18 protein-coding genes are annotated in these 24,951 nt (G+C 61.9%); 9 read left to right on the top strand and 9 right to left on the bottom strand.

What is annotated here, in order from left to right; translation table 11 throughout:
* Both OQ968_RS22060 and gmd read right to left on the bottom strand, forming a co-directional pair.
* On the bottom strand, positions 1–566 hold a 566-nt coding region (locus OQ968_RS22060; RefSeq protein WP_324681455.1), incomplete at its 3' end, for an NAD-dependent epimerase/dehydratase family protein.
* An 8-nt stretch (positions 567–574) separates the two neighbouring features.
* On the bottom strand, positions 575–1,597 hold the full coding sequence (gmd, locus tag OQ968_RS22055; RefSeq protein ID WP_324681453.1) for a GDP-mannose 4,6-dehydratase: 1,023 nt from the start codon (positions 1,595–1,597) through the stop codon (positions 575–577).
* Positions 1,598–1,775: 178 nt separating this feature from the next.
* Here gmd and OQ968_RS22050 point away from each other — a divergent pair, with 178 nt between their 5' ends.
* Entirely contained in the window at positions 1,776–3,416 is a 1,641-nt protein-coding gene (locus OQ968_RS22050; RefSeq protein ID WP_324681452.1) for a GMC family oxidoreductase, read from the top strand.
* A 13-nt stretch (positions 3,417–3,429) separates the two neighbouring features.
* Here the strand turns inward: OQ968_RS22050 and OQ968_RS22045 are convergent, their stop codons facing one another.
* Positions 3,430–4,422, bottom strand: a complete 993-nt coding sequence (locus OQ968_RS22045) for a Gfo/Idh/MocA family oxidoreductase (RefSeq protein WP_324681450.1) — start codon at positions 4,420–4,422, stop codon at positions 3,430–3,432.
* A 16-nt stretch (positions 4,423–4,438) separates the two neighbouring features.
* Complete coding sequence (locus OQ968_RS22040) at positions 4,439–6,043, bottom strand: GMC family oxidoreductase (RefSeq protein WP_324681448.1); 1,605 nt, start codon at positions 6,041–6,043, stop codon at positions 4,439–4,441.
* A gap of 234 nt (positions 6,044–6,277) precedes the next feature.
* Between OQ968_RS22040 and OQ968_RS22035 the strand changes: the two genes are divergently transcribed.
* Both OQ968_RS22035 and OQ968_RS22030 read left to right on the top strand, forming a co-directional pair.
* The gene (locus tag OQ968_RS22035; RefSeq protein WP_324681447.1) at positions 6,278–7,876 is read left to right on the top strand and encodes a GMC family oxidoreductase; all 1,599 of its coding nucleotides are present in this window, start codon (positions 6,278–6,280) and stop codon (positions 7,874–7,876) included.
* A 1,181-nt stretch (positions 7,877–9,057) separates the two neighbouring features.
* Entirely contained in the window at positions 9,058–13,014 is a 3,957-nt protein-coding gene (locus OQ968_RS22030; protein ID WP_324681446.1) for a beta-ketoacyl synthase N-terminal-like domain-containing protein, read from the top strand.
* Between the two features lie 237 nt (positions 13,015–13,251).
* Here OQ968_RS22030 and OQ968_RS22025 read toward each other — a convergent pair whose 3' ends face one another.
* Complete coding sequence (locus tag OQ968_RS22025; protein WP_324681444.1) at positions 13,252–14,511, bottom strand: glycosyltransferase; 1,260 nt, start codon at positions 14,509–14,511, stop codon at positions 13,252–13,254.
* A 244-nt stretch (positions 14,512–14,755) separates the two neighbouring features.
* Here OQ968_RS22025 and OQ968_RS22020 point away from each other — a divergent pair, with 244 nt between their 5' ends.
* On the top strand, positions 14,756–15,427 hold the full coding sequence (locus OQ968_RS22020; RefSeq protein WP_324681442.1) for a class I SAM-dependent methyltransferase: 672 nt from the start codon (positions 14,756–14,758) through the stop codon (positions 15,425–15,427).
* Between the two features lie 13 nt (positions 15,428–15,440).
* On the opposite strand, the gene OQ968_RS22015 is transcribed toward OQ968_RS22020, so the two are convergent.
* Positions 15,441–16,481, bottom strand: a complete 1,041-nt coding sequence (locus OQ968_RS22015) for a putative sugar O-methyltransferase (RefSeq protein WP_324681441.1) — start codon at positions 16,479–16,481, stop codon at positions 15,441–15,443.
* A gap of 96 nt (positions 16,482–16,577) precedes the next feature.
* The gene (locus OQ968_RS22010; protein WP_324681440.1) at positions 16,578–17,309 is read right to left on the bottom strand and encodes a class I SAM-dependent methyltransferase; all 732 of its coding nucleotides are present in this window, start codon (positions 17,307–17,309) and stop codon (positions 16,578–16,580) included.
* Between the two features lie 538 nt (positions 17,310–17,847).
* Between OQ968_RS22010 and OQ968_RS22005 the strand changes: the two genes are divergently transcribed.
* Positions 17,848–19,362, top strand: a complete 1,515-nt coding sequence (locus OQ968_RS22005; RefSeq protein WP_420715981.1) for an MFS transporter — start codon at positions 17,848–17,850, stop codon at positions 19,360–19,362.
* Positions 19,363–19,391: 29 nt separating this feature from the next.
* Here OQ968_RS22005 and OQ968_RS22000 read toward each other — a convergent pair whose 3' ends face one another.
* Positions 19,392–20,009 (bottom strand): class I SAM-dependent methyltransferase, encoded by a 618-nt coding sequence (locus OQ968_RS22000; RefSeq protein ID WP_324681438.1) that lies wholly within the window; start codon positions 20,007–20,009, stop codon positions 19,392–19,394.
* A 383-nt stretch (positions 20,010–20,392) separates the two neighbouring features.
* Here OQ968_RS22000 and OQ968_RS21995 point away from each other — a divergent pair, with 383 nt between their 5' ends.
* From OQ968_RS21995 to OQ968_RS21980, 4 genes are read left to right on the top strand one after another with little or no spacing between them, the layout of a single operon-like run.
* Positions 20,393–21,427, top strand: coding sequence for a glycosyltransferase family 2 protein (locus tag OQ968_RS21995; protein ID WP_420715980.1), 1,035 nt, complete (start codon positions 20,393–20,395; stop codon positions 21,425–21,427).
* Positions 21,424–21,906, top strand: coding sequence for a hypothetical protein (locus OQ968_RS21990; RefSeq protein WP_324681436.1), 483 nt, complete (start codon positions 21,424–21,426; stop codon positions 21,904–21,906). The genes OQ968_RS21995 and OQ968_RS21990 overlap by 4 nt, the downstream gene beginning before the upstream one ends.
* 52 nt (positions 21,907–21,958) lie before the next feature.
* Entirely contained in the window at positions 21,959–22,858 is a 900-nt protein-coding gene (locus OQ968_RS21985; protein ID WP_324681435.1) for a hypothetical protein, read from the top strand.
* A 19-nt stretch (positions 22,859–22,877) separates the two neighbouring features.
* Positions 22,878–23,741, top strand: a complete 864-nt coding sequence (locus tag OQ968_RS21980; RefSeq protein ID WP_324681433.1) for a class I SAM-dependent methyltransferase — start codon at positions 22,878–22,880, stop codon at positions 23,739–23,741.
* 55 nt (positions 23,742–23,796) lie between these two features.
* Here the strand turns inward: OQ968_RS21980 and rffA are convergent, their stop codons facing one another.
* A complete protein-coding gene (rffA, locus tag OQ968_RS21975) occupies positions 23,797–24,948 on the bottom strand; it encodes a dTDP-4-amino-4,6-dideoxygalactose transaminase (RefSeq protein WP_324681431.1) in 1,152 nt (383 codons plus the stop codon).
* Positions 24,949–24,951: the final 3 nt, after the last annotated feature.

Genomic DNA, 24,951 nt, shown 5'->3' with positions numbered 1-24,951 from the left:
AGCAGATGCGAGCCCGACGGGGAAAAGTTGTCACCGGGTCCGTACAGGTTGGTCGGCATCGCCGAGATCCAGGCCAGGCCGTATTGCCGCCTGACGGCCTGGACCTGGAGGATGCCGGCGATCTTGGCGATCGCGTATGCGTCGTTGGTCGGCTCCAGCGGGCCGGTGAGCAGCGCGCTCTCCTTGATGGGCTGGGGGGCGTATTTCGGGTAGATGCAAGAGGAACCGAGGAACAGCAGCCTCGGCACCCGCGCGGCCACCGCGGCGTCGAGCAGGTTGACCTGGATCTGCAGGTTTTCGGACAGGAAGTCGGCGGGGTAGGTGTTGTTCGCCATGATGCCGCCGACGCGGGCCGCGGCGTCGATGACGACCTGGGGCCGTGACTCGAGAACGAAGTCGAACGTCGCGGCCCGGTCCGTCAGGTCGAGTTCTCTGTGCGGCCGCACCAGGAGGTTGTCGAACCCCTCGGCCCGAAACCTGCGCAACAGTGCGGACCCGACCAGCCCGCGGTGCCCGGCGATGTACACCGGAGCTGCGCGGTCAAGCCCGTCGACCGATGCGTCCATCCCCCGGCTCAGCTCCAGCCGGGAAGCATCGGCTTGTCGATCCAGGGTCTGCCGTCGCACTCCAGCGCGGCGATGTCCGCGTCGACCATGATCCGGGCCAGCTCGGCGGTGTGTATGGAAGCCTTCCACCCCAGCGATCGGGCGGCCTTGGTCGCATCGCCGACGAGCGAATCCACCTCGGTGGGGCGCAGATAGCGCTCGTCGAATCGGACGTGCTTTTCCCAGTCGAGCCCGGCATGGTCGAACGCGGTCTGGGCGAACTCGCGCACGGTGTAACCGTGTCCCGTCGCCAGGACGTAGTCGTCGGGGTCGGGTGCCTGCAGCATCCGCCACATTCCTTCGACGTATTCGGGTGCGTACCCCCAGTCGCGGACGGCGTCGAGGTTACCCAGATAGAGGTGCGAGTCGATGCCGGCTTTGATCCGGGCCACGGCCCGGGTGATCTTTCGGGTCACGAAAGTCTCACCGCGGCGCGGTGACTCGTGGTTGAACAAGATGCCGTTGACCGCGAACAGCCCGTACGCCTCGCGATAGTTGCGCGTCGCCCAGTACGAGTAGACCTTTGCCGCACCGTACGGTGAGCGCGGGCAGAACGGTGTCTGCTCGTTCTGCGGCGGCGGGGACGCGCCGAACATCTCCGACGAGGATGCCTGATAGAAGCGGCAGCCCACCTTGGACAGGCGAACGGCCTCGAGTAGCCGCATCGATCCCATGCCGGTGGTGTCGCCGGTGTAAACGGGTTCGTCGAAGCTGACACGCACGTGCGACTGCGCCGCGAGGTTGTACACCTCGTCGGGGTCGATGACGCTGAGCAACGTCACCAAGCGGGTGCCGTCGGTGAGGTCGCCGTAGTGCAGGAAGAATCGTGCGCCCTTTTCGTGTGGATCGACATAGAGGTGATCGATCCGCGACGTGTTGAAGGTCGAAGCCCGACGGATGAGCCCGTGGACCTCGTATCCCTTGCTCAGCAGCAACTCGGCCAGATACGAGCCGTCCTGTCCGGTGATCCCGGTTATGAGCGCTCGCCGCACCTGATTCCCATCCCTGTCGGTTCGACGGCGGGACGCCGCCAGCTTCGTAGCCGCCAGCCTCATAGTAGATGTCCAGGGCAACCGCCATTCAGCGACGACCTCGCGGCAGCAAATGTTAAGGTCGTGCTTCGCTCAAACCGGGCAGGGCGCACGGCATTCATCCGTTGAGGAACTCGATTTGGCTGACGGCGAGCTGGATCCGCACGAGGCGGAACACGTTATGTGGGACGCGATCGTCGTGGGCACCGGCATGGGCGGTGGGATGCTGGGTTATTCGCTGGCCCGCTCGGGCCGCCGGGTGCTGTTCGTCGAGAAGGGCCGCTCGACGCTGCCCGGGGCGCCGGGCACCATTCGTTCTTCGGAGCCGGAAGTGGTCGAGCCGCGGGCGAGCCGTTCCGTGGCGGCCTACCACGACGCCCTGGCCCGGGCCGGACGCGCCACCGACGAGATCGAGTTCATGAACGGACGCTCCTCGCGGCGGTTGGTGCCGTTCCTGGGCAGCGGGACCGGCGGGTCGTCGGCCCTTTATGGCATGGTCTGCGAGCGGTTCTTTGCTCGCGACTTCGCTCCCCGGCAAGACTTTCGCGACCCCGGCGATTCCACCGTGCCCGAGGCCTGGCCGATCACCTACGACCAGATGCAGCCGTGGTACGCGGCGGCGGAGAGGCTGCTGGGCGTTCGCGGCCAGCCCGATCCCCTGCGCCCGGAGGTGGCCAAGGTGGATCTGCCTGCCGCACCGCCGTTTTCGGCCGACAACCAGCCGTTGGTGGACTACCTGACGGGCCTGGGATTGCATCCGTACCACCTGCCGATGGCCTGCGATTACACCGACGGCTGCACCACCTGTCAGGGCTATCTCTGTCACCAGTCGTGCAAAAACGATGCCGCCCGCAATTGCCTGACGCCGGCGCTGGCCGAGCACGGCGCGCAGCTGCTGACGCAATGTCGGGTCGTGCGCCTGGACGCCGACGCCACCCGGGTGCGGCAGGTGATCTGTGAGCATCCCTCCGGCACGCTGACCCTCAAGGGCAAGGTGGTTGTGTTGGCCGCCGGGGCGCTGATCACCCCGGTGTTGCTGCTGAGTTCCCGCTCGGGTGATTGGCCGCGCGGATTGGCCAACGGCTCGGACTGGGTGGGGCGCAACCTGATGCGTCACCTGATCGACTGGGTCGAGATCTGGCCGCAGCGCGACTGGAAGGTCAGAGGCCCGAACAAGGAGATCGGGCTGAACGACTTCTATTTCTGGGAGGGGCAGAAGTACGGCACCGTGCAGTCGGCGGGCGCGGTGCCGGCCATGGAGGTCCTGACCAATCACCCAGGCTGGCAGAGTAAGGCGCTGCGGCCGATAAGGCCGGCGCTGCGCCCGCTCTACCAGCATTTCTTCAACAGCGGGCACCTGCTGGCCCTCATCATGGAAGACCTGCCCTATCTGGACAACCGCGTGGTGTCATCCAATTCGTCGGGCGTGGATGGTGGCCCGCGGCCGCGAATCAAATACCACCTGCACGCCAGCGAGATCGAGCGCCGCGCTGTGTTCTTACGGCAGCTGAACAAGGTGTTGAAGCCGTTTCGCAAAATCACCCTGCGCGGCGCCACCAACAACACGGCCGTGGCCCACGCTTGTGGCACGTGCCGGTTCGGCACCGACCCCAAAACCAGTGTGCTGGACCCGAACAACCGAGCACACGAAGTGGACAACCTCTACGTCGTGGACGGCTCGTTTTTCCCTTCCAGCACCGGTTTGAACCCCAGTTTGACGATCGCGGCCAACGCCCTGCGGGTGGCTGCTCACGTCAACCAGGCACATTTCGCCAACTAATCGGGTCGTGCGTTCAGGCCGGCTCGCGGAGCGGAAGGCCCGCAGCGCGATAGATCGCATCGACGACGGTCATGTTCTCGATCGCGTCTTGTGGCGTCGTCGTCACCGGCTCGCCGCGCAGCACCGCCGCGGCGAAGGCATCGAGCTGATACGCGAACGGGCTGCGCGGCGGGAAGCGCTCTACCCGGTTGCCGTCCGCGGATCGGATCGAGAGCCGACGAAAAGGCGCCACCGGGCTGAGCACGCGCATCTGGCCGCGCTCGCCAATCACCTTGGCGCTCAACTGCAGTAGGTTCGACGACCACAGCGCGCAGCGGACCCGGCCGGTGTGCCCGCCGGCAAACCGCAACTCGGCCGTCATGGACCGGTCCACCCGAGGATCGCGCAGTTTCGCCTGTGCCGAAATGACTTCCGGAGTCGACCCGCCGAACGTGCGAATCATGTTGACCGCAATGCATCCGAAATCCATTGTCGCCCCGCCCGCAAGGGAGTAGTCGTAACGGATGTCGGAGAACTTCGGCAGCAGCATGCACAACGCCACTTCCACCCGCTCCAGCTTGCCCAGCTCGCCGGACGCGATGATCTCCTGCGCGCGGAAAGTCAACGGCAGGTAGCGATAATAGAATCCCTCCATCGCGACCCGCTCAGCCTTCGCGGCCAGTTCGGCGATTTCGCGGGCCTCGGCGGCGTTGGCGGTAAACGGCTTTTCGCACAGCACGTGCTTGCCCGCGGACAGCGCGGCCCGGGTCCATCTGCCGTGCAACCCGTTCGGCAGCGCGATGTACACGGCATCCAGTTCCGGGTCGGCGATCAGCTGCTCGTAGCTGTCGTGCACCCGGTCGATGCCATGCTTGGCGGCAAAGGCTTGAGCGCGGGCCACTTCGCGCGACGCCACCGCGGCCACCTCTACCTCGGTGTTGTCCTTCGCCGGATTGACGACCGCGGCCGGTGCGACGCGGGCCGTGCCCAGAATGCCGATCCGCACCGGGGCCCCGTGTCCAGACACGGGACACCACGATAGTTCAGTTCACCTGCTTGCCATAGTCGTCGACGATGAACCGGCACGCCCGGACCGTGAGGGCCATGATCGTCAGCACGGGACTCTGGAATCCGGGCGAGACAAAGCATGCGCCGTCGGTCACGAACACGTTGTCGGCATCCCAACACTGACAATGCGAGTTCAGCACCGAATCCTGCGGTGTGTCACCCATGCGCGCACCGCCGGTCTCGTGAATGGTTTCCCCCGGCCACAAGGCGCCGTAGTCGGTGAGGAACAGCGATCGAACCCATCGCGCGGGCAGGTTCCAGCGACCGAATTCGACGTCCTTGCCCGCCGGCAGGCCACCGGCGGCCGCGATCTCGGGAAGCGTCCGCTTCATGTGCGCAACCATGTTGACGTCGCTCTGCGAATGACGGCACTCCATTCTGGCCACCGGGATGCCCCACGCGTCCTTGACGCTCGGATCCAGCGACACGTGGTTGTCGTATCGGGGTTGCATCTCGCCATACGTGCACATGATCCACACCGGCGCGCCGCGGCCAATCGCGATCTGGACGCCGTAGCCGCCCGGAAAGTTCTTCGATTCCCGTTCGCAGAAGCTGGGAATGTAAAGACCCGTTCCGGCGAAGTCGAACCCATCCTCGTTGAAAGCGGGCTCGACATCTGCTTTGGGCACCGGGCCGGTCAGCGTGTAGGAAAGGTGGTCGCACAGATAGCGACCCAGATGACCCGACGATCCGCCCAACCCCGACGGGTGCCGCGCCGATTGCGAGTTCAACAGGATCCGCACGCTCTCGATCGCCGACGCACACAACACCACGACCCGCCCCCGAACGGCCCGCCTGGTGCCCGTCAACCGCTCGACGTACTCGACACCGGTGGCCTTCCCCGACCGCTCGTCGACCAGCAATCGGCTCACCACGGCATCCGTCCGGATCTCGAGGCGACCGGTCGCCTGCGCGAGCCTGACCGGAAGCGGAACCCTGTCGTGGTCGTACTTGGTCTTCCTGCTGTACGTCACCCGGACGTCGGGCAGTCGTTTCTCGACGTCGGCCCGAAACGCCTCTTCGATCCCGGTCGTTTTCGACGGCCCGAGGAACCTTCCGTCCGGACAGTTGGCGATGCCCACGGGCTCGCCGTAGACGCCCAGCGTCTGCTCCACGACGTCGTAATACGGCGCGAGGTCGTCATAGGCCAACGGCCAATCCAGGCCGTCGCCCCGCACGCTGGCGGCTTTGAGCTCGTGATTCGACATGCGCAAAGCATGTCTCCACCACGTGTGCAACCGACCGCCGAGTTGGCGGCCCCGAATCCACAAGAACCTGTCGCCCGGCGTCGTCGTGTACGGATTCTCCTTGTCGCTGACGTAAAACTGCTTGGTGGTCTTGGAAAACGACGAGCACCGCGCCTGAACCTGCTGGCCCCCGATGGCCGATTTGACCCGCCCCACAGGCCCCATCGCGCCCACCTTCGCGTCGGCGGGAAAATCACGGGCGATGTCCAGGTCGCGGCCGGCCTCGAGCAACACCACCCTCAACCCGCCTTCGGTCAGCTCCTTGACCGCCCACGAACCGGCGGCTCCCGAGCCCACCACGATGGCGTCATAGATGCATTCACTTCCGCCCACAGGTGCCGTACCTCGTTTCATGCGCGCTCATCCCGTTCGCCATTGCAAGAAAGGACCCACCCCGCGGCCATCGATCATTTGCCGGCGGCAGGAGCGGAAAACGTCAACCTTTCTGTGGCAACCGATGGTAACGTCGGCATTCGCTCAAAGGGCGCGAAGCTTTGGGTCATCATCCGGGGAGAGAACTCGATTTTGGTTGACGGCGAGCTAAATCCGCGCGAGGCGGAACGCGTCATGTGGGACGTGATCGTGGTGGGCACCGGCATGGGCGGCGGGATGCTGGGCTATTCACTGGCCAAGTCGGGCCGCAGCGTGCTGTTCGTCGAAAAGGGACGCTCGACACTGCCCGGGGTGCCGGGAACCATTCGCTCTGCGATACCGGAAGTGGTCGAGCCACAGGCGTGTCTTTCCGCGGAGACCTACTACGAGGTGTTGGCCCGGGCCGGACGCTCCACCGACGAGGTCGAAGACATCAGCGGGCGCTCCACCCGGCGGTATCTGCCGATGATCGGCAGCGGGACCGGCGGGTCGTCGGCGCTGTATGGCATGGTCTGCGAGCGGTTTTTCGTCCGCGATTTCACTCCCCGGCAGAATTTCCGCAAGCCCGGCGATTCCACCGTGCCGGAGGCCTGGCCCATCACCTACGACCAGATGCGGCCCTGGTACGCCGCGGCCGAGAAACTGCTGGGGGTGCGCGGCCAGCCCGATCCGCTGCGACCCGAGGCCGCCGAGGTCGACCTGCCCGCGCCACCGCCGTTTTCCGCAGTCAACCAGCCAATGGTCGACTACCTGACGGGTCGCGGATTGCATCCCTACCACCTGCCGATGGCCTGTGACTACACCGACGGCTGTACCACCTGTCAGAGCTATCTGTGCCACCTGTCGTGCAAGAACGACGCCGCCCGAAATTGCCTGGTGCCGGCCATCACCGAGCACGGCGCCAAGCTGCTCACCGAATGCCGGGTGGTGCGCCTGGACGCGGATGCCTCCGCGATCCGGCAGGTGATCTGCGCGCATCGCTCCGGGATGCTGGCCCTCAAGGCCAAGGTGGTGGTGCTGGCCGCCGGTGCGCTGATCACCCCGGTGCTGCTGCTCAATTCCCGCTCCGGCGATTGGCCGAACGGATTGGCCAACGGCTCAGACATGGTGGGGCGCAACCTGATGCGTCACCTGGTCGATTTCATCGAGGTCTGGCCGCATCGCGGCTCCAAGATCACCGCCGAGAACAAGCAGATCGGGCTGAACGATTTCTATTTCTGGGAGGGGCAGAAGTACGGCACCGTGCAGTCCGGTGGCGCGATGCCGCCCATCCAGGCGCTGACCAATCACCCCGGCTGGCAGTTCAAGGCGCTGCGCCTGATGAGCCCGGCGGCGCGCCCGATCTACGAGCGGTTCTTCAGCGGCGGACTGGTGCTCGCGGCGATGTTGGAAGACCTGCCCTATCTGGACAACCGGGTGCTGCCGTCCGATTCGCCGAGCCCGGACGGCCGCCAGCGGCTGCGGCTCCAATATCGTCTTCACCCCGGCGAGATCGAGCGCCGCGCGGTGTTTATGCGGATGTTCAAAGAGACGTTCAAGCCGTTTCGCAGGATCACCCTGCGGGGCGCCACGAGCAACGAGGCGCTGGCTCACGTCTGCGGCACCTGCCGCTTCGGTGACGATCCCAAAACCAGCACGCTGGACCCGAACAACCGGGCGCACGAAGTGGAGAACCTCTACGTGGTCGACGGCTCGTTCTTTCCCACCAGCACCGGATTGAATCCGAGTTTGACGATCGCGGCCAACGCCTTGCGGGTGGCCGCCCACATGAATCAGGCGCATTTCACCAACTGACAAGCTGTGGTGAATGCCCGTGGTGTCAACGGCGAATGAATTAGCATTCAGGTCGCTCACCAAACACCTTGGCGCTCAACTGCAGTAGATCCGACCAACTGAGCCACCATGGACCGGTCCAACTAGTACTGCAGCAGTAGATCGGGACAATTGATTCTGCCTTCGTCGGTAGCGGGAAATGCGTACTCGCTATTGGTGTCGTCGTCGTGACCACTCCAGAAGAGTCGCGATGTGTGGTGGGTGGCAGTAGCAGGGCGTCGAAGACTCAGCGGAACTCGTTGACGGTCAATGCGATCAGACCTGCGGGGGTGGGTGTGGTGTCGCGTTCGACCGCGGTGGCCACGGCCAGGAAGGCGTGGGTGGGCATGGCCAGGGTGGTCCCGCAGATGGCAGGAGCGCCGGCGTCGGATTTGGTGCTGGTCGAGGCGGACGAGCCCTTTGGGGGGGCTTGAAAGGACTCTCGATGCGCCAGCGCTGACCCCCCACGGCCACCAGCATTCGCAAGGGCACCGGGCGGGGGCTGTAGCAGCGTAGGTAGGCGTGCTCGCCGGCAGCGTCGTTGCGGCGGATCAGCAAATTGTGGACTCCGGTGTCGATGTCGTCTCCGGCCAGCGGCGAAACCAGCCCCAGTCCAGACCCGAGATCATCCGGCCATCAGCTTGCCGACATGGTCAGCGGCTCGTAACGGGCGAAACGCGGCACGATGCGATCCAAGACCGCGGAGAACTCGGCCGCCACCGATCAGGGTCTACGCTATGAGCCGCGGCGGCCGAGGCATATTCGGGTGTGTTCACAAACTCCGAACAATGCCGCGGTCACCGCGCCTACCAGCGCAGACACGCGGCATCAGCAATGCCGATCTACGGGTGCAGTACTGGGTGAGGACCAATCCGCTGGGCGATCGGCGATGCTCTGCAGCGTCACGGATTCGCGATTCCCACCAGCATCGCGCTGGAAGTGTTGACGGCCAACCATCAAACCGTCGCATCGGGGTCGCTCGTGGCATCCCCGACGCACGGTTAGTCCAATTCAATCAGTGCGCAAGCCCTATTCTGATATAGTCGCGGACGAGCGCTCGGCCTGTCTTGGCTGGTCAATGAGGTAAATCTCCATGGTCAGCCTGACATGAGGCAACCTAACAACGATGCTGCTTCGTCGAAGCAATGCAAAGGTGATCCATGGTGTCCAAACATCCTCCCGTTGCTGTTGTTGGCGTAAGCGCCCTGTTCCCAGGGTCTCCCGAAGCCGAGCGCTTCTGGCGCAACATCGTGCAGGGGGTCGACCTGTTGTCCGAAGTTCCCGCGTCGCACTGGCGCATCGACGACTATTACGACCCCGCTCCGCGTAAACCGGACAAGGTATACGTTCGCCGTGGTGGATTCTTACCTGATATCGACTTCCCACCAATGGATTTCGGAATTCCACCGAATGTCGTGCCCGCGACTGATACCGCCCAACTGCTTGCGCTGAGGGTGGCACAGCAAGTAATGGAGGACGCCGCCGACGGCAACTTTTCTGACATTGATCGTGAGCGCGTCAGCGTAGTACTCGGCGCGTCCGGCGGCACTGAATTGCTCACGTATATGAGCGGTCGCCTCCAACGGCCGGTCTGGGAGCGGACGCTCCGCGCTGCCGGTTTCTCCGAACGTGATGTCACGCTGGTCAGTGAGCGCGTGACATCTGGCTACACGTCGTGGCAGGAGAACACCTTTCCCGGACTTCTCGGCAATGTCATTGCCGGACGAATCGCGAACCGCTTCGATCTCGGCGGTACGAACTGTGTCATCGACGCAGCGTGTGGAAGCTCGCTCGCCGCTCTTGAGGTTGGACTTCACGAGCTGTATCTCGGTGAATCAGACATGGTAATCACCGGTGGAGTCGACGCCTTCAACGACGTCTTCATGTTCATGTGCTTCGCCCAGGTCACCGCGCTGTCGCCCACTGGCGACTGCCGTCCGTTCTCCAACCAATCGGACGGCACGATTCTGGGTGAAGGGCTGGCAATGTTCGCTCTTAAGCGTCTCGATGAGGCCGAGCGCCACGGTGACCGGATCTACGCGGTGATCCGCGGCATTGGTACGTCGTCGGATGGCCGGTCAAAGAGCATCTATGCAGCAAGTCCGGCCGGTCAGGCAAAAGCCCTTCGTCGCGCCTACTCCGCTGCGGGCTATGGTCCAGAAACGGTTGGGCTGGTCGAAGCACATGGCACAGGCACTAAAGCCGGCGATGCTGCTGAGTTCTTCGCTCTGCGAGAGGTCTTCGCGGAATCGGGGCGTGTGGACCGGCAGTGGTGTGCACTTGGCTCAGTCAAGTCTCAGGTCGGGCACGCTAAGGGAGCCGCGGGGGCGGGCGGCCTGTTCAAGGCCGTGATGGCCCTTCACCACAAGACCTTGCCGCCAACGATCAAGGTCGATCAACCCAACGACGGCTTCGAATTAGAGAAATCTCCGTTCTACCTTTCGGCGCGCACCAAGCCCTGGATCGCCGACAAGGGCGTCCCGAGACGGGCCTCTGTCAGCTCGTTCGGCTTTGGTGGCACCAACTTTCACGTCACAGTCGAGGAGTACACCGGCACCGAAAAGCGTGCGTGGCGATACCGTTCCTGGGACTCAGAGCTGATAGTGCTCGGCGCGCCAACCGCAGCAGCACTTTCCGATCAAGCCGCTCGTCTGTCTCTATCACTGGTCGATACCCCTGACATGCTCAGCTACATTGCGCGCAGCACGCAATCCGCGTACGGCGGTACGGAGCCCCACCGCCTCGCTATTGTCGCCGAGAGCGTTTCCAGCTTGCGCACATCGCTCGATGAACTCGCAGCGAAACTCGGAACATCCGATTTTGCAGTATCCTTCAGCTCCCCGAAGGGCTATTACTATTCAGCACAACAACCTGCGCCGGTCGCGTTGTTGTTTCCAGGACAGGGAAGCCAGTACCTCGGCATGGGCGCTGACATCCCGCAGCTCTACGAGCCCGCTTTGTCGCCGTGGGAAATCGCCCGTGCTGATCGTTTGAATACCGATCGCGACCTGCACCAGGTTGTCTGGCCGAAGACGGCCTTCACCGACGACGAGCGTGCGCTGCAGAAGGCCGAGTTGACAAAGACGGAGTGGGCGCAACCAGCCATTGGCGCACACAGCTTGAGTCTGCTGTCCGTGCTCCGTGTCCTTGGCATCGCACCCCTGGCCGTCGGCGGACACAGCTTCGGCGAAGTCAGCGCACTGTGTGCCGCTGGTGTTTTCAGCGAGGAGGTTGCCCTTCGGATCGCACGCAAGCGTGGTGTGCTGATGGCCCAAGCGGCGGCTGGCAGCGACGGAGCGATGTGTGCGGTTATGGCACCTGTCGAGGAGGTACGCGAGCTGATCGAAAACTATGGGCGTTCGGTGGTCATTGCCAACTACAACGCTTCGAATGAGGTTGTGCTATCAGGCGATAGCACAACCATAGAGGATGTTGCACAGAGATTTCGCGCGGCAGGCATGAACGCGCGGCGCCTCGATGTCGCTACTGCCTTTCATTCCGCGATCGTTAGCTCGGCAGCGGCTCCATTCGCCTCGTTCCTCGCCGATATCCCGTTTCGCATGCCAGAGGTGCCTGTCTACTCCAACGCGACAGCTCAGCCTTACGCCGGCGATGCCGAAGAATTGCGGATAACACTTGCCAACCAGATCGCTCAGCCCGTGCGGTTCGCCGAACAGATTCAGGCGATGTGGCAGGCTGGCGCGCGCGCATTCGTCGAGGTTGGCCCCGGCAGCGTGCTGACAAGTCTCGTCGGGAAATGTCTCGTTGGCGAGGAACACGTCGCTGTGTCCCTGGATACGAAAGGCAGGAACGGTATTCGATCGCTTTGGATTGCACTAGCCCAACTCGTGGCAGCTGGCGTCCCGATGAATTTCGAGGGTCTTTGGGCTGACTACCGCCTTGGCGACGATCCGCGCCATCGTACGCAGCCGAAGCTGACCCTCAAGATCAACGGATCCAACTATGGAAGGTCTCAAATAAGCGACGAGCCCGCGCAATCGCCGACCGAGATCGAAACATCGACCGGCCGCAGTGACAACGAGAATGGACATACGAGTGAATCGGACTTCAAGGCGCGATCCCAACCCATGACGCCCCTAACCCAGGTGAACGCGACGGCATCACCTACCGAGCCCTCGGCGCCGGTTCCGGTAGCTCGGACCACCGCACCGATGACTCCCTCGGGAGCCGAGCCGGCAGCGCTCGATTGCAATGATCCTCGTGCTGTCGCATGTGCCCCAGCGGTAATTCCATCTCCATCCGCCGCTTCGACTTCGGCAGGTTCTCAAGCGGTTGCACCATCCTCGGCGGTGTCCGGCATAGATGCCAACATGGTAAAGGAGATGATCGCTGCGGTAGGAACCCTGCGGGAAACGATCGACCGTCTACAAGGACTCCTATTTGGTCTCGAATCCGTGACCGCCGTAGCTTCACCGCCTGCCGCACCTCCAGCCGTCCCCAGCGGCACAGTGGCAACAAAAGAACCCCCATCGGCCTCGGCCGGGATCACGACACCGGCGGCCGCATCCCCTACCGGCGCTGACTTGATTGCACTGATGCTCGAGGTCGTGGCCGACAAATCCGGTTACCCCGTCGAGATGATCGACTTGTCAATGGCACTAGAAGCCGACCTGGGCATCGACTCGATCAAACGCATCGACATCCTATCCGCAGTCCAAAGACGAATCCCCGCCCTTTCCGACGCTGACACCGCCACCATGGCCACACTGGCCACCCTGCAAGAAACGATCGACTACCTCCAAACCCTGATCACCCCGGCTGCCTCCAGCAGCGCACCGGCAATGCCGGTACCCCCGTCCCCCCCGGCAGCGGTCACCACACCGGCGGCCGCATCCCCTACCGGCGCTGACTTGATTGCACTGATGCTCGAGGTCGTGGCCGACAAATCCGGTTACCCCGTCGAGATGATCGACTTGTCAATGGCACTAGAAGCCGACCTGGGCATCGACTCGATCAAACGCATCGACATCCTATCCGCAGTCCAAAGACGAATCCCCGCCCTTTCCGACGCTGACACCGCCACCATGGCCACACTGGCCACCCTGCAAGAAACGATCGACTACCTCCAAACCCTGATCACCCCGGCCACCCGCCGGTGACCGTCCCTCTTCCAGTTGGCCCGGAGCAGCAATCGCCCCCTACGCAGTGCGCGCGGTCGCTGCCCCAGCCTGGTTTCTAAGCCTCGCGTGGTTTCGCCTGTGCCAAAACAACTTCCGGGGTTGAACTGCCGAACGCGCGAACCATGTGAACCGCATACACAAGCCCAACTGTGCTCGTGCGGCGCACGTTTAGGGCTGAAGGCGGTGCAGTGGTCGCCGACGGTACACATTCGCCGATCAGCCGACACGCCGCGAGTGGGCGAAATCCTCCAAGAGATCGGCTGCGGCCGCAACGCTTTCGGCGGGTTTGGTGATCCGGGTGGCGAGCTCGCGGGCCCGGGTTACATATCGCGGGGCGAGGATGGTGCGCAGGTCTGCGACCAACGATTCTGTGGTTGTGCTCGAAAGGCGCCGTCCGGAGCCAACTTTCAGCTGTTTTACCACCGCCGCCCAGCGCGGCTGATCGCCCAGTATCCACAGGATCAGCGTGGGCACTCCGGCGCGCAGGCCGGCGGCCGTGGTGCCCGCGCCGCCGTGGTGCACGACCGCGCGGCAGGCCGGAAAGATCGCCGAGTGGTTCACCGCGCCCACCACCTTGACGTGCTCGAAACTGGGGACGTCGCTGAAGTCGGTCCAGCCCGCGCACACCAACGCGCGCACGCCGAGCTCAGCACAGGCGGCGCCCACCATGGCGCTCGTGTCGGTGGCGGATTCGACCGGCATGCTGCCAAAACCGAAGTAAATCGGTGGTGTTCCCGCCGCGATCCACGACAGCACCTCCTCGTCGGCCTCGGTTGGCAACTCCATCGTCAGCGCGCCGACGAACGGCCTTTGGGGGCCATTGGGCCCATTCGAATCGGCCCATTCGGCCGCCAGCTCGGGAAAGCAAGCCTGCTCGTAGGCCTGGATTTCCAGTGATCCGCGCCCAATGATCCGCCATGGCCAGGGTCCGGTGGCCTTCGGCAGGCCCAGTTGACGGCGCTGCGCGTCCTCGACCTTCCTCCACAGGCGCCACACCACCCACTCGACCACGGTCCCGGCCGAGCGGCGCAATCCCCGGCCGTTGGCCCGTGACGGGAAGGTGTGCAATGTGGCCAATGCAATGTCGCGGCGCTCGGCGACGTTGGCGGCAGGCCCCTCGAAAGCCAAGCCGGTGACAAGGACGTCCACCCCCTCTGCCAGCGGCATCAGCGTCGTGCTGATCTCCTCCCAGCACTGGGCGAACAACCTCCACGCCTCGCGGCCCGACCTGATCAGCTCGTTGATCTTCCAGAAGTGGCGGGATAGAGACGTCTCAAAATCGCGTTGCCCGCGGATCCACAGCGATGTGGCGAGGCCGTAGGCGACCGCCGGAAGCCCCGCCGACTCGACGAATCCGACCAAATCGGGCGCGACGGCCACGCGCACGTCGTGCCCTCTGCGCAGCAGCTCACGGCCGACCGCGGCGCACGGCTCGACATCGCCACGGCTTCCATAGCTTGCCAGCACAAACCTCATCGCGGATCTCTAGCCTCTGACTTCCCGTGCGTGTTGTGCGAAATGAGAGCGGGAGCCCGGTCCCCTCAGCCGCCCGGCAGTTTAACCCACCACAGCCGGCACCACTGCGATCCAGGAGTTTTGGCCATGCGGCGACAGCGGTTTGGGACGGCGGCCAACCTCGTGACATCGCGGTCTGCCGCGCGCGACGACACATCGAGGGTAATGTTTGGCGGGTCTTGCCGCGACGAGGTTAAATCGCACCATGGGCGACCTAAGCGAGGACGAAGTTCACGGCGCCGGCCCCGGCCAGCGCTTGGCGACACCAGACTCGGTCACGTCAAAGCCTGGCGATGCGCTGTTGTCTCGCCTGTTTCGCCGCGTCTTCACGCCGGACCCGTCGGTCTATTGGGTCCGCAGGGTGATGGACCGTGAAACGCGGAAACTGGTGCAGGGCGTCGAGCCGCACCAACGGGACGCGCTGGAGCTTTCCGGTGACTACTGGGGCCGCGTCGAGCAATTCAAGTCGTACCGCTCGGTTCACTATCCCGAATTCGACGTTTGCGCATCCGCCCTGGACGAGCAGTTCGACCTGATCTTCGCGGAGCAGGTGTTCGAGCATCTGCTGTGGCCTTACCGTGCCGGAAAGCATGTGTACCAAATGCTCCGCCCCGGCGGCTACTTCCTGATGACCACGCCCTTCCTGATCCGCATCCACGGAGTCCCGGTTGACTGTTCGCGCTGGACCGAAACCGGCATCCGGTACTTCTTGGCCGAGTGCGGATTCGATCTGGACCGGATCACGACCGGCTCCTGGGGAAATATTGCCTGCGTGCGCGCCAACTTTTGGCGCTGGGCCCGGTACCGGCGCTTTTGGCATTCCCTGCACAACGAACCCAACTTTCCCGTCTCGGTGTGGGCGTTTGCGCAGAAGTGACCCCAAATACGGCTCAGGTGGCGCGGAAGAGGTAGTACGACTTGGGGGAAACCCCGTATTTTTGCACCTCTGGATTCCCGTATTTCGGCTCGGTATGAGACAACCGATATCCATGTTCGGCGAGTAGCGGACTGAAATCGGTGCCGTCGATCATCCGTACGGCCTTTTCGCCCTCTACGCTCATGTTGGGAACGATAAAAAGGTATTCGATCTTCAACTCGGCGCACCGGGAGACCCAGTAATCGACAGCCTCCATCGAGATTTCGGAGAAGCTATGGACATTGACCGCGAGGTCGATCGTCCCGGGAACGAGATCCTGTTGATCGTCGAACGGGACGATACGAGTGCGTGTGGCGCCCTTTTTCGCCAGATAATACTCGGAGAGAAAGGTCGACTCCGGGATGGCGTCGGTGCAGAAATACGTATCGATGTTGCCGAGCCCGGTAACCGCCCGGTAGGCAAGCCTGCCGTATCCCGCGCCGATGTCCAGCACCTTCAACCCCGGCCGCTGCGAGATCTGTAGCGTCCGTTCCAGGAAGAGCAACTCTGAGACGGAATCCAGAAGGTCGCGGCTGACGAGCCTCTGGTTTCCGTCCCTATCTGTGTCGCCCGTCGGAAATGTAAATACTCCGTAGTCGCCGTCTTCGGTGAACACATCCAACAGCCCAAGCGTGTCGATGGTTTTCAAATAAAAGTATGTCAGAACATACTTTTCCGGCGTATTCCTGTCCCTGAACTGGAAGACGTAGGCATTGTCACCCCGAAAATAGAGCAGATCGTCCGCCGCGACATACCCGGCACGCCAAACCGGCGATCTGCGGATAACGTCCTGAACTCCCGCATAGCGCTGACGCAGAGCCTCCAGCTTGGGATTCGTCGTGCAGAGGGCCGCGCGATCATCGGGACCGACACCCTCGCCCGAATGGCCCTTCCGGCTGCGACGAAATGACTCGACGCGCTCCCGGGCGCCGTTGATCGGCCGCCGCGCCTGAAACGAGATCAGCCACCGCATCGCCTCGGCGCGCTGCTGAAACGAGATGTTCTCCCTCACCATGCTCCCATCACCACTTTGTCTTCCGCCGTATCATTGCGTCCTACCAGAACGCTGGCCAGTTCGGGGCCGCCCACTTCCTGCGCAGCTGTAGCGCTTCTAACCGTGGATTCCCCTGGCCGGGTGCGAGTCGGTCGTGCGCGGGGCCTCCTCGGAGCGATCCGGCAAGGGGCCTGGCCCCGGAAGGGATATAGGGTAATCGATAAATGCCGTTTTCTTCTTCAGAATGATTTGCTGATAATTAACACTCAGGAAGCCGTATTCCCGTTTGTGGTACTTCAAAAACGAATTAATCGCCCACCAGGGATTGGCTCGGGCACGTGGGTAGAAGGGCCCAACAAAGTCGTCGAAGATCAGCACGCCACCCTGCTTCAACAGGCGCCACGCAGTGATCCCATCTGTCAAGATATCATCAGCGAAGTGTGATCCATCGACATAAATCACATCGAATTTCTGCTGCTCGCTCAGCAGTTGCGGCAACACGTTCAGCGAGGACCCCCTGAGCTTTGTCAGTCGCGTTGCGCACGGAGCAATGTTGGCATCAAAGCGGGCCTCAAGGTCTCGCCCTTCCGTTATCGCGTCGTACTGGTATCCCTCAGTGCCGCCGGCCCAGGTGTCAACAGCGGTTAAGTGCCCTCGCGTAAAGTAAGTGAGGAAAAACAGGCTCGAGCGCCCTTCCCACGATCCGATTTCAAGGATACGTACGGGCTTCGAACGGCTAAATACTTTCGAAAACGTCGTACACCATGGAACGATATTCATATCGAGCCAGAGGTCTTTGAACTGGCCGTGTGCCGCACCTGCCTCAAACTCCGCGCGAACCTCAGCCACGTGCCTCGCCGCACCGGACGGCACCCCACGCTTGACCAAAAGATAACGCAAATTATCTGTGAGATAATGCCACAGCAGAGAAGGATGAGCGCTCCCGAGCCGCAACACAAACGCGGCGTAAAAGGTCAGTAAGCGAATTGTAGTTTTGGTTGGCAGTCCGTACGTGTTTCCCGCGGTTTCGTTTGACAAGGTCGACGCAATCTTTTCTCACGGCTGGAATTGAACATGGAACTTATACCACTTCAGCAGCGGTTTGCTGATCAGCGCCTTCAGATGCTAGCAGGGGGCCCGCTCGTGCGGGACGTTCTCCCGGAACCGTTCGCAGTCCGCCGGTTCCGCCCTCCGAACCGAAGCGCACGGTCGCTGCCCAGGGCGACGCGCCACGCCCCCCTTCCCCGGTGACCGAGAAGCTGATTGGTCCGTTTCCGGTTAACACTTCTTAAGGTTGCTGTAGCGTGGCCTTCCGTGCCGGCTCTGACGTTGGGGCCCTAGCACGAACTCTCACCAGCCGATACCGCAACCGGAATGAGCGACCCGTATGCCCGTCAAACCGACCACGCGAGGCCGTACGAGCGAAGACGTCCCGATTTCGCCGACGTCCGCCCGGTTTATCGCCTCGGTTCTGGCAATTGGCGGCATGGGGCTGATGGGGGCGATGGACGGTTCCATCGGCGTCGTTGCGCTTCCCAAGATCCAAAACGAGCTGGGCTTTTCCAGTGCCACGCTGAGCTGGGTGGTCACCGGCTACATATTGACCTATGGCGGCTTGATGCTGCTTGGAGGCCGCCTGGGTGACGCCATCGGGCGCAAGCGCGCCTTCGTCATGGGGGTCGCGGTGTTCACCATCGCCTCGGCGATGTGCGGCATCGCCTGGGACGCGGGCAGCCTTGTTGTTGCCCGGCTGCTGCAGGGCGCGGCCGCCGCGGTCACCTTGCCGACCGGTTTCGCGCTGGTGGCGACCACGTTCCCGAAGGGACCGGTGCGCAACACCGCGGTGGCGGCGCTGGGCGTGATGGGCGCCATCAGCGCGGTGACCGGCCTCGCGGTGGGCGGGGCGCTCATCCAGGTGTCGTGGCGGCTGGTGTTCTTGGTGAACGTACCAATCGGGGTGCTGGTGTTCTGCCTGGCCGTCACCGCGCTGCGGGAAACCCAGAAGGAGCGGCTGAAGCTCGATGTCACCGGCGCTGCGCTGGCCACGTTGATGTGTACCGCCGCGGTTTTCGGGTTCTCGATGACACCGGAGAACGGCTGGGCGTCGGTCCCGACGATCGGGTCGATCGTGGTGGCCCTGGGCGCTTTCGTGGCGTTCGTCGTGGTGGAGCGCACGGCGGAGAACCCCATCGTGCCGTTCGATTTGTTCTTCGACCGCAACCGGCTGGCCACGTTCGCGGCCATCTTCCTGGCCGGCGGGGTGCTGTTCACCCTGACGGTGGTGGTCAGCCTATATGTGCAAACCGTCATGGGCTACAGCGGCCTGCGCGTGGGGGTCACCTTCGTCCCGTTCGCCATCGCGGCGGCCGTCGGGGCGGTCGTGTCGGCGCGGTTGGCGACGCGGTTCGCGCCGCGGGCGCTTGTGCTCGCCGGCGGCCTGCCGGTGCTGTGCGCGGTGCTGTACGGCACGACGCTGCACCGCGGCATGCCGTACTTCCCGAATCTGGTGGTGCCGCTCGTCATCGGCGCTGTTGGTATCGGCATGGTCAACGTCCCGCTGTCGCTGTCGGTGATCGCGAGCGTCGGTGTCGACCGGATCGGGCCGACAACCGCGATCGCCATGATGCTGCAGAGCTTGGGCGGGCCGATAATCCTTGGCTTCATTCAGGTAGTCATCATTTCGCGCACGCACGCCTTGGGCGGCACCTATGGGCCGGCGAAGTCCATGAACCCCGCTCAGTTGCATGCGCTGGACCAGGGTTACCACTTCGGGATGCTGTGGCTGGCCGGGGTGGCGGTCGCCTTCGGTGTGGCGGCGCTGTTCATCGGCTACACCGTGCAGCAGGTGGCGCAGGCGCAGGAACGCAAGAAGGCGTTCGACGCCGGGGAAATGGAGCCCTGACCCACGGCTGACGACCTGCTCAGTCCCTCTTATTGCGCCGTCATGAAGAAGAAGGTGTAGGGCGGAAACGCCCGCGCGACCACAGTGCCCTGTACGTGCGCGAACGCGCCCCGCGCCAATGCCTCATAACCGGCGGGCGAACGCACATGCCGGCCCCGGTCGAGGCTGATGAGCAATCGCGCGATCGGGTTCTGGCGCTCTACGAAAACATTGTCGAGCGTGATGACCCGCCCACCGGGTTTGAGAACCTGTCGCAGCAGAATGAACAATTCGCTCGCCTGGGCATCGTCCATGTGGTGGAGCACCGCCGAGACGATCGCGATATCGACGGGGGCAAGCTCGCGTGCTTGCTGCGGTCCGAAGAGGCCAACATTGAAGGTTCCGCTGTCACCGTAGGCCTTGCGCGCCTTCGCCACGTAGGCGGCGTTGGGCTCCCAGCCTATGTACTCCACGTCCGGCAGGTGCGCGAGTAGGTGCGCCGGTCCGCACCCTATGTCGAGGACGCGATCCCCCGGCTGAGGACGAACAAAATGCTGCACAAAGTGGCGCCGGCTACTGTCCGCCGGTCCCATTAGACGCTGCACGGTTTCATACAGCGTTGGACGGCTCAAAGCCGCATATAGGCCGCGTTTTCGTTCCGCCGTCAATGCCTACTCCTCGACACAGACCGCAAGGCAGCTTATGCGAACGGAAGGGCGCCGCCCGACCTCGGTGCGCCGGGCCTCCATGTCGAACATCGCCCAATGATATGCGCTGTTGAGCCGTGGCTCGACGACGTGAGCCACGATGGCAGGTCCGATTATGGGGTCGATCGAGTGATGAGGCGGCGTGTGCAATCAATCGAATGTCGCGCCCTAATCGTCCGAGTCGTACAAGAGTCAAGGTGCCCGGCAGATGTCTAGGCGCGACCAGGGCCGTCCCTACGTCCGTTGTTGGCGACTGGATCGAACGGGCCCAAAACCGATGCGGACGCCATGCAGCCCTCGTATGATCCGCGGAAGGATGCTCTGGACGGGGGATTGGATCTGCGATGCGCCTTTCGATCGTGACGACTCTGTACATGTCGGAGTCATACGTGCTCGATTTCTACCGGCGGGCCCGCGCGGCGGCGGACGAGATTACCCACGACGTCGAGATGATCTTTGTCGATGACGGCTCGCCGGACGGCTCGCTTGATCGGGCGGTCTCGTTGCTCAACGATGATCCCTGCGTGCGGGTAATCCAGCTGTCGCGGAATTTTGGCCATCACAAGGCGATGATGACCGGTCTGGCGCACGTGACGGGGGACCTTGTCTTTTTGATCGACTCAGACCTGGAAGAAGACCCCGCTCTGCTGCAGCCGTTCTATGAAAAGCTGGTCGCGACGGGCGCCGACGTTATATATGGCCGCCAGGCGCGTCGGCCCGGCGGTTGGTGGAAGAATGTGGGGCCGAAAATGCACTACCGCGCGTCTGCACTGCTGTGCAACCCGCCGATGCACGAAAATGTCCTCACGGTCCGGTTGATGAAAGCTGACTATGTGCGGAGCCTGGTTCAGCACCAGGAGCGTGAACTTTCCATCGCCGGTCTGTGGCAAATTACAGGTTTTCACCAGATCCCCGTATTCGTGAACAAGGGGTCGAAGGGGACGACCACATACACCTTCAGGCATAAAGTCACAAACCTAGTCAACGCGGTCACTTCGTTTAGCAACAAACCGCTGGTTTTCATTTTCTATCTGGGCGCAGCTATTTTTGCGATCTCAAGCTTAGCCGCGGTATACCTGATCATCGATCGCATTTTCTTTCGCACCTTGCTGGGCGGCTGGGCGTCGGTGATCGTGTCCATCTGGATGTTGGGGGGCCTGACGATTTTCTGCTTGGGGCTGATCGGAATTTATATATCAAAAATCTTCATCGAAACCAAGCAGCGGCCGTACACCATTATCCGAAAAGTCTACGGTCCGAATTTTACGTCCCAGGAGTCGTTGCGCATCGAAGGCACTGCCCATGTCACCCACTCGGCGAGCAGGACACGCTTCAATGAAGACCTAGGTCGTCTGCCGATAGGAGACCGGAGCATATGACGACCGCTACCAAGACTGAAGCCAATTCTTGGCTCGTCGAGGTGCAATACGTTTTTCATTTCCTCGGGTATCCAATCGAAGAAGATGTCCTCGACGCCGCGCTTCTCGAAGCGACCCGCGATTGCATGTATCGGGTCCAAGAGTGGACTCTAAGCCTGCACGCGTTGTCACCGATGCATATACTGAGTTTAACGTATCCCGTCAGCAACCTTCTGCTCGGAGTGTCGAACGCACTAGTACGCCGCGCGGAGGCGGACAAGAAGACACTTTCGTTGCAGGAGAGGACTGAACAGTCCGGCAATCGCGATGTCGAGTGGAAGACTCAGTTTCCTGGCTGGACTGGGATATTTCTCAACAAGACCGCACTGCGTCCAGCACATTGGCTACAGAAACGAACGCGGTCTCTCAGTTCAGACGATGCTCATGTGATCTACGCCGAGTACCGTCCACCCAGCCAGCATCGTTTACAGAGCGATTAGCCGACGCCGTGTTCGCGGGCTCAAGCGATCTCAGCGAGAGAAAGATGACGTGATGGCTTGGCGAAAGCTTGGCAGAATTTTTCTTCCGTCGGGCGAACTTGAGTGGGCGAGAACCCACGCTGCGCTGCCGGTTCCTGAATGGATCGAGGACGATATTTTCCGGATCTATTTCAGCGGCCGGGACGATCAGAATCGTTCGAGCATTGGCTGCGTGGTCGTGGATCTCTCCGTGGGCGGAAAGGTTCTGGAAATTTCCGGGGACCCGATATTGAGCCCTGGTGCCCGCGGTATGTTTGATGACTGCGGGGTATCGATCGGGTCGATTGTGCACGTGGGCAATACCCGATTTCTGTACTATACCGGCTGGAATCTCGCTGTCACCGTTCCCTGGAAAAATACCATAGGCCTAGCGATTAGCGAAGCAGGTGCACCTTTCGAGCGATGGTCCTCATTCCCAATCGTTGCACTAGATGAGCGGGATCCATTCTCGCTTTCTTATCCTTGGGTGATCCACGATGAGGGCAAATACCGCATGTGGTATGGCTCAAATCTCGGCTGGGAACAGAACTTGGACGAAATTCCCCATGTGATCAGGTACGCGGAGTCCAGCGACGGTATCCATTGGCAAAAACAGGATCGCGTGGCCATCGACACCAGCAGATGCGACAAGGCTGCCGCCTGTAGGCCCTGCGTCGTCCGCGATCCCGAACTGTACAAAATGTGGTTTTGCGCTCGTGGCAGCAAATATCGCATTTATCGCGCCACCTCGCAGGATGGCTTGACGTGGAGACAACTCGGCATGGACGTTGGTATCGACGTTTCGCCCGACAGTTGGGACTCGGATATGATCGAGTATCCATGCGTATTCGACCACGCCGGGCAGCGCTTCATGCTTTATTCGGGCAACGGCTATGGTCGCACAGGGTTCGGGTTGGCAGTCCTAGACAACTGATCGGGAGCATCGCATCACCATGAAAAAATGTCTGGCGTGTGCGCACACATTCGAGTCCGCATCCTGGCATTGCCCGACCTGCTCGTGGCAACCGGATCGGCTTGACGGGCAACTTTCGTTCTCTCCCGAACTGGCCGAAAACAATCCGGGGTTCTCGCCCAATTATTTTGCGGACCTTGCCACGTTCGAAGATGGTCACTTCTGGTTTGAGTCGCGAAACAGATTGTTGATGTGGGCTTTGAACCAGTACTTTCCCGCGGTGCGCTCCGTACTCGAAATTGGCTGTGGCACGGGATTTGTCTTGAAGGCGATGGCGGAAAGATTTACGCAAATGCAGTTCGCGGGCAGTGAAGTCTTCCCCGAAGGATTGGCCTTCGCCGCCCAGCGGGTTCCTTCCGCTGAATTGTTCCAAATGGACGCCAGAAAGATTCCATTTGAAAGTGAGTTCGACCTGATAGGGGCGTTCGACGTAATTGAACATATCAAACAAGACGATGAAGTCTTGCTGGAGATGTATGGTGCGATCAGACCGGGCGGCGGTATCATTCTGACGGTCCCACAGCATCAGTGGCTGTGGAGCGACACAGACGTCTATGCACACCACGAACGACGATACTCGCGCCGCGAGCTCAAATCCAAGGTGGAGAGCGCGGGTTTTCGAGTGGAGCATATGACATCCTTCGTAAGCGTCTTGCTCCCGGTCTTGATAATCTCCCGCCTCAGGTTCAAGCGCGACCAAAGCTTTCAATCCGAAATGGAATCTCATATTCACCCCGTCATCAATCAGGCGTTTATGGCTGCACTAACTGTCGAAAGATTCTTGCTTAAGCGGCGACTCTCGCTTCCTGCCGGGGGATCGCTCCTACTCGTGGCGAAAAAATAGTTGGGGATTCGAGCGTAAAGCGGCACAGAAGTCGTGAAGGACCTGCTTTTCTAGCTCATACCCGCCCAGACGTAAGGATGCGTGCCAACGCGTCGACGACGTGATTTTGATCCGTCTCGGGAAGTCCGACCCACATCGGCAACCGGATCAGCCGGGAAGACAAGTCGTTTGTGACGATCAGATCGCCATTGGCGCGGCCGTAGCGGCGGCCCGCCGGCGAATCGTGAAGGGGAACGTAATGAAAAACAGCGTTTATGCCTTCATGCGCCAGAGCCGCAAGTACTGTCGCGCGATCAACATCAGCTGGCAGCAGCACATAATACATGTGGGCGTTGTGAGCGCAGCCCTCAGGGATGATCGGACGACGTAGGAGCCCGCGGCGTTCCAATGGTGCCAAACTTTCGTGATAGTTATTCCACAAGTCCAATCTGAAATTCGTGATTCGCTCGGCGTCCTCAAACTGAGCCCACAGAAAGGCTGCGGTCAGTTCATTCGGCAGATAAGAAGACCCTTTGTCTTGCCATGTATATTTGTCGACCTCGTTGCGGATGAAGCGGCTGCGGTCAGTCCCTTTATCCCTGAGGATCTCTGCCCTTGACACGAACTTTTCTGAATTTACGAGTAAGGCCCCCCCTTCGCCCGATATCAGGTTCTTGGTCTCGTGGAATGAGAGGGCCCCTAGGTCGCCAATGCTGCCAAGTGCCCGTCCACGATAGGACCCCATCGCGCCCTGCGCTGCGTCTTCGATGACAGCTAGGCCGTGACGACTGGCGATTGCCATGATCGCGTCCATCTCGCAGCCCACACCGGCATAGTGAACGACGGCGATCGCTTTGGTCCGCGAGGTAATGGCGTCTTCGATCCGGGTTTCATCAATGTTGAGTGTGTCGGGCCTAATATCGACGAAGACTGGCACTCCCCCTCGCAGGACAAAGGCGTTGGCCGTGGAGACAAAAGTGAACGACGGCAGAATGACTTCGTCCCCGCCCTCAATATCAAGAAGCAGCGCCATCATCTCCAGCGCGGCGGTACATGAGGGGGTGAGGAGCGCCTTGCGGCAACCGATTTGCCGTTCTAGCCAAGTGTGGCAGCGCTTTGTGAAGGATCCATCGCCGGCGAGGTGGCCGCAAGAGTGGGCTTCGGCGATGTACTTGAGTTCCCATCCGCTCATATAGGGCCAATTGAATGGGATCTTATAATCCGTCACTCG

This window comes from Mycobacterium sp. 663a-19, assembly GCF_035616495.1.
In the GTDB taxonomy this organism is placed as follows: domain Bacteria; phylum Actinomycetota; class Actinomycetes; order Mycobacteriales; family Mycobacteriaceae; genus Mycobacterium.
Note: the sequence above shows the minus strand (reverse complement) of the source record. Positions and strands in the feature narration are given on the sequence as shown.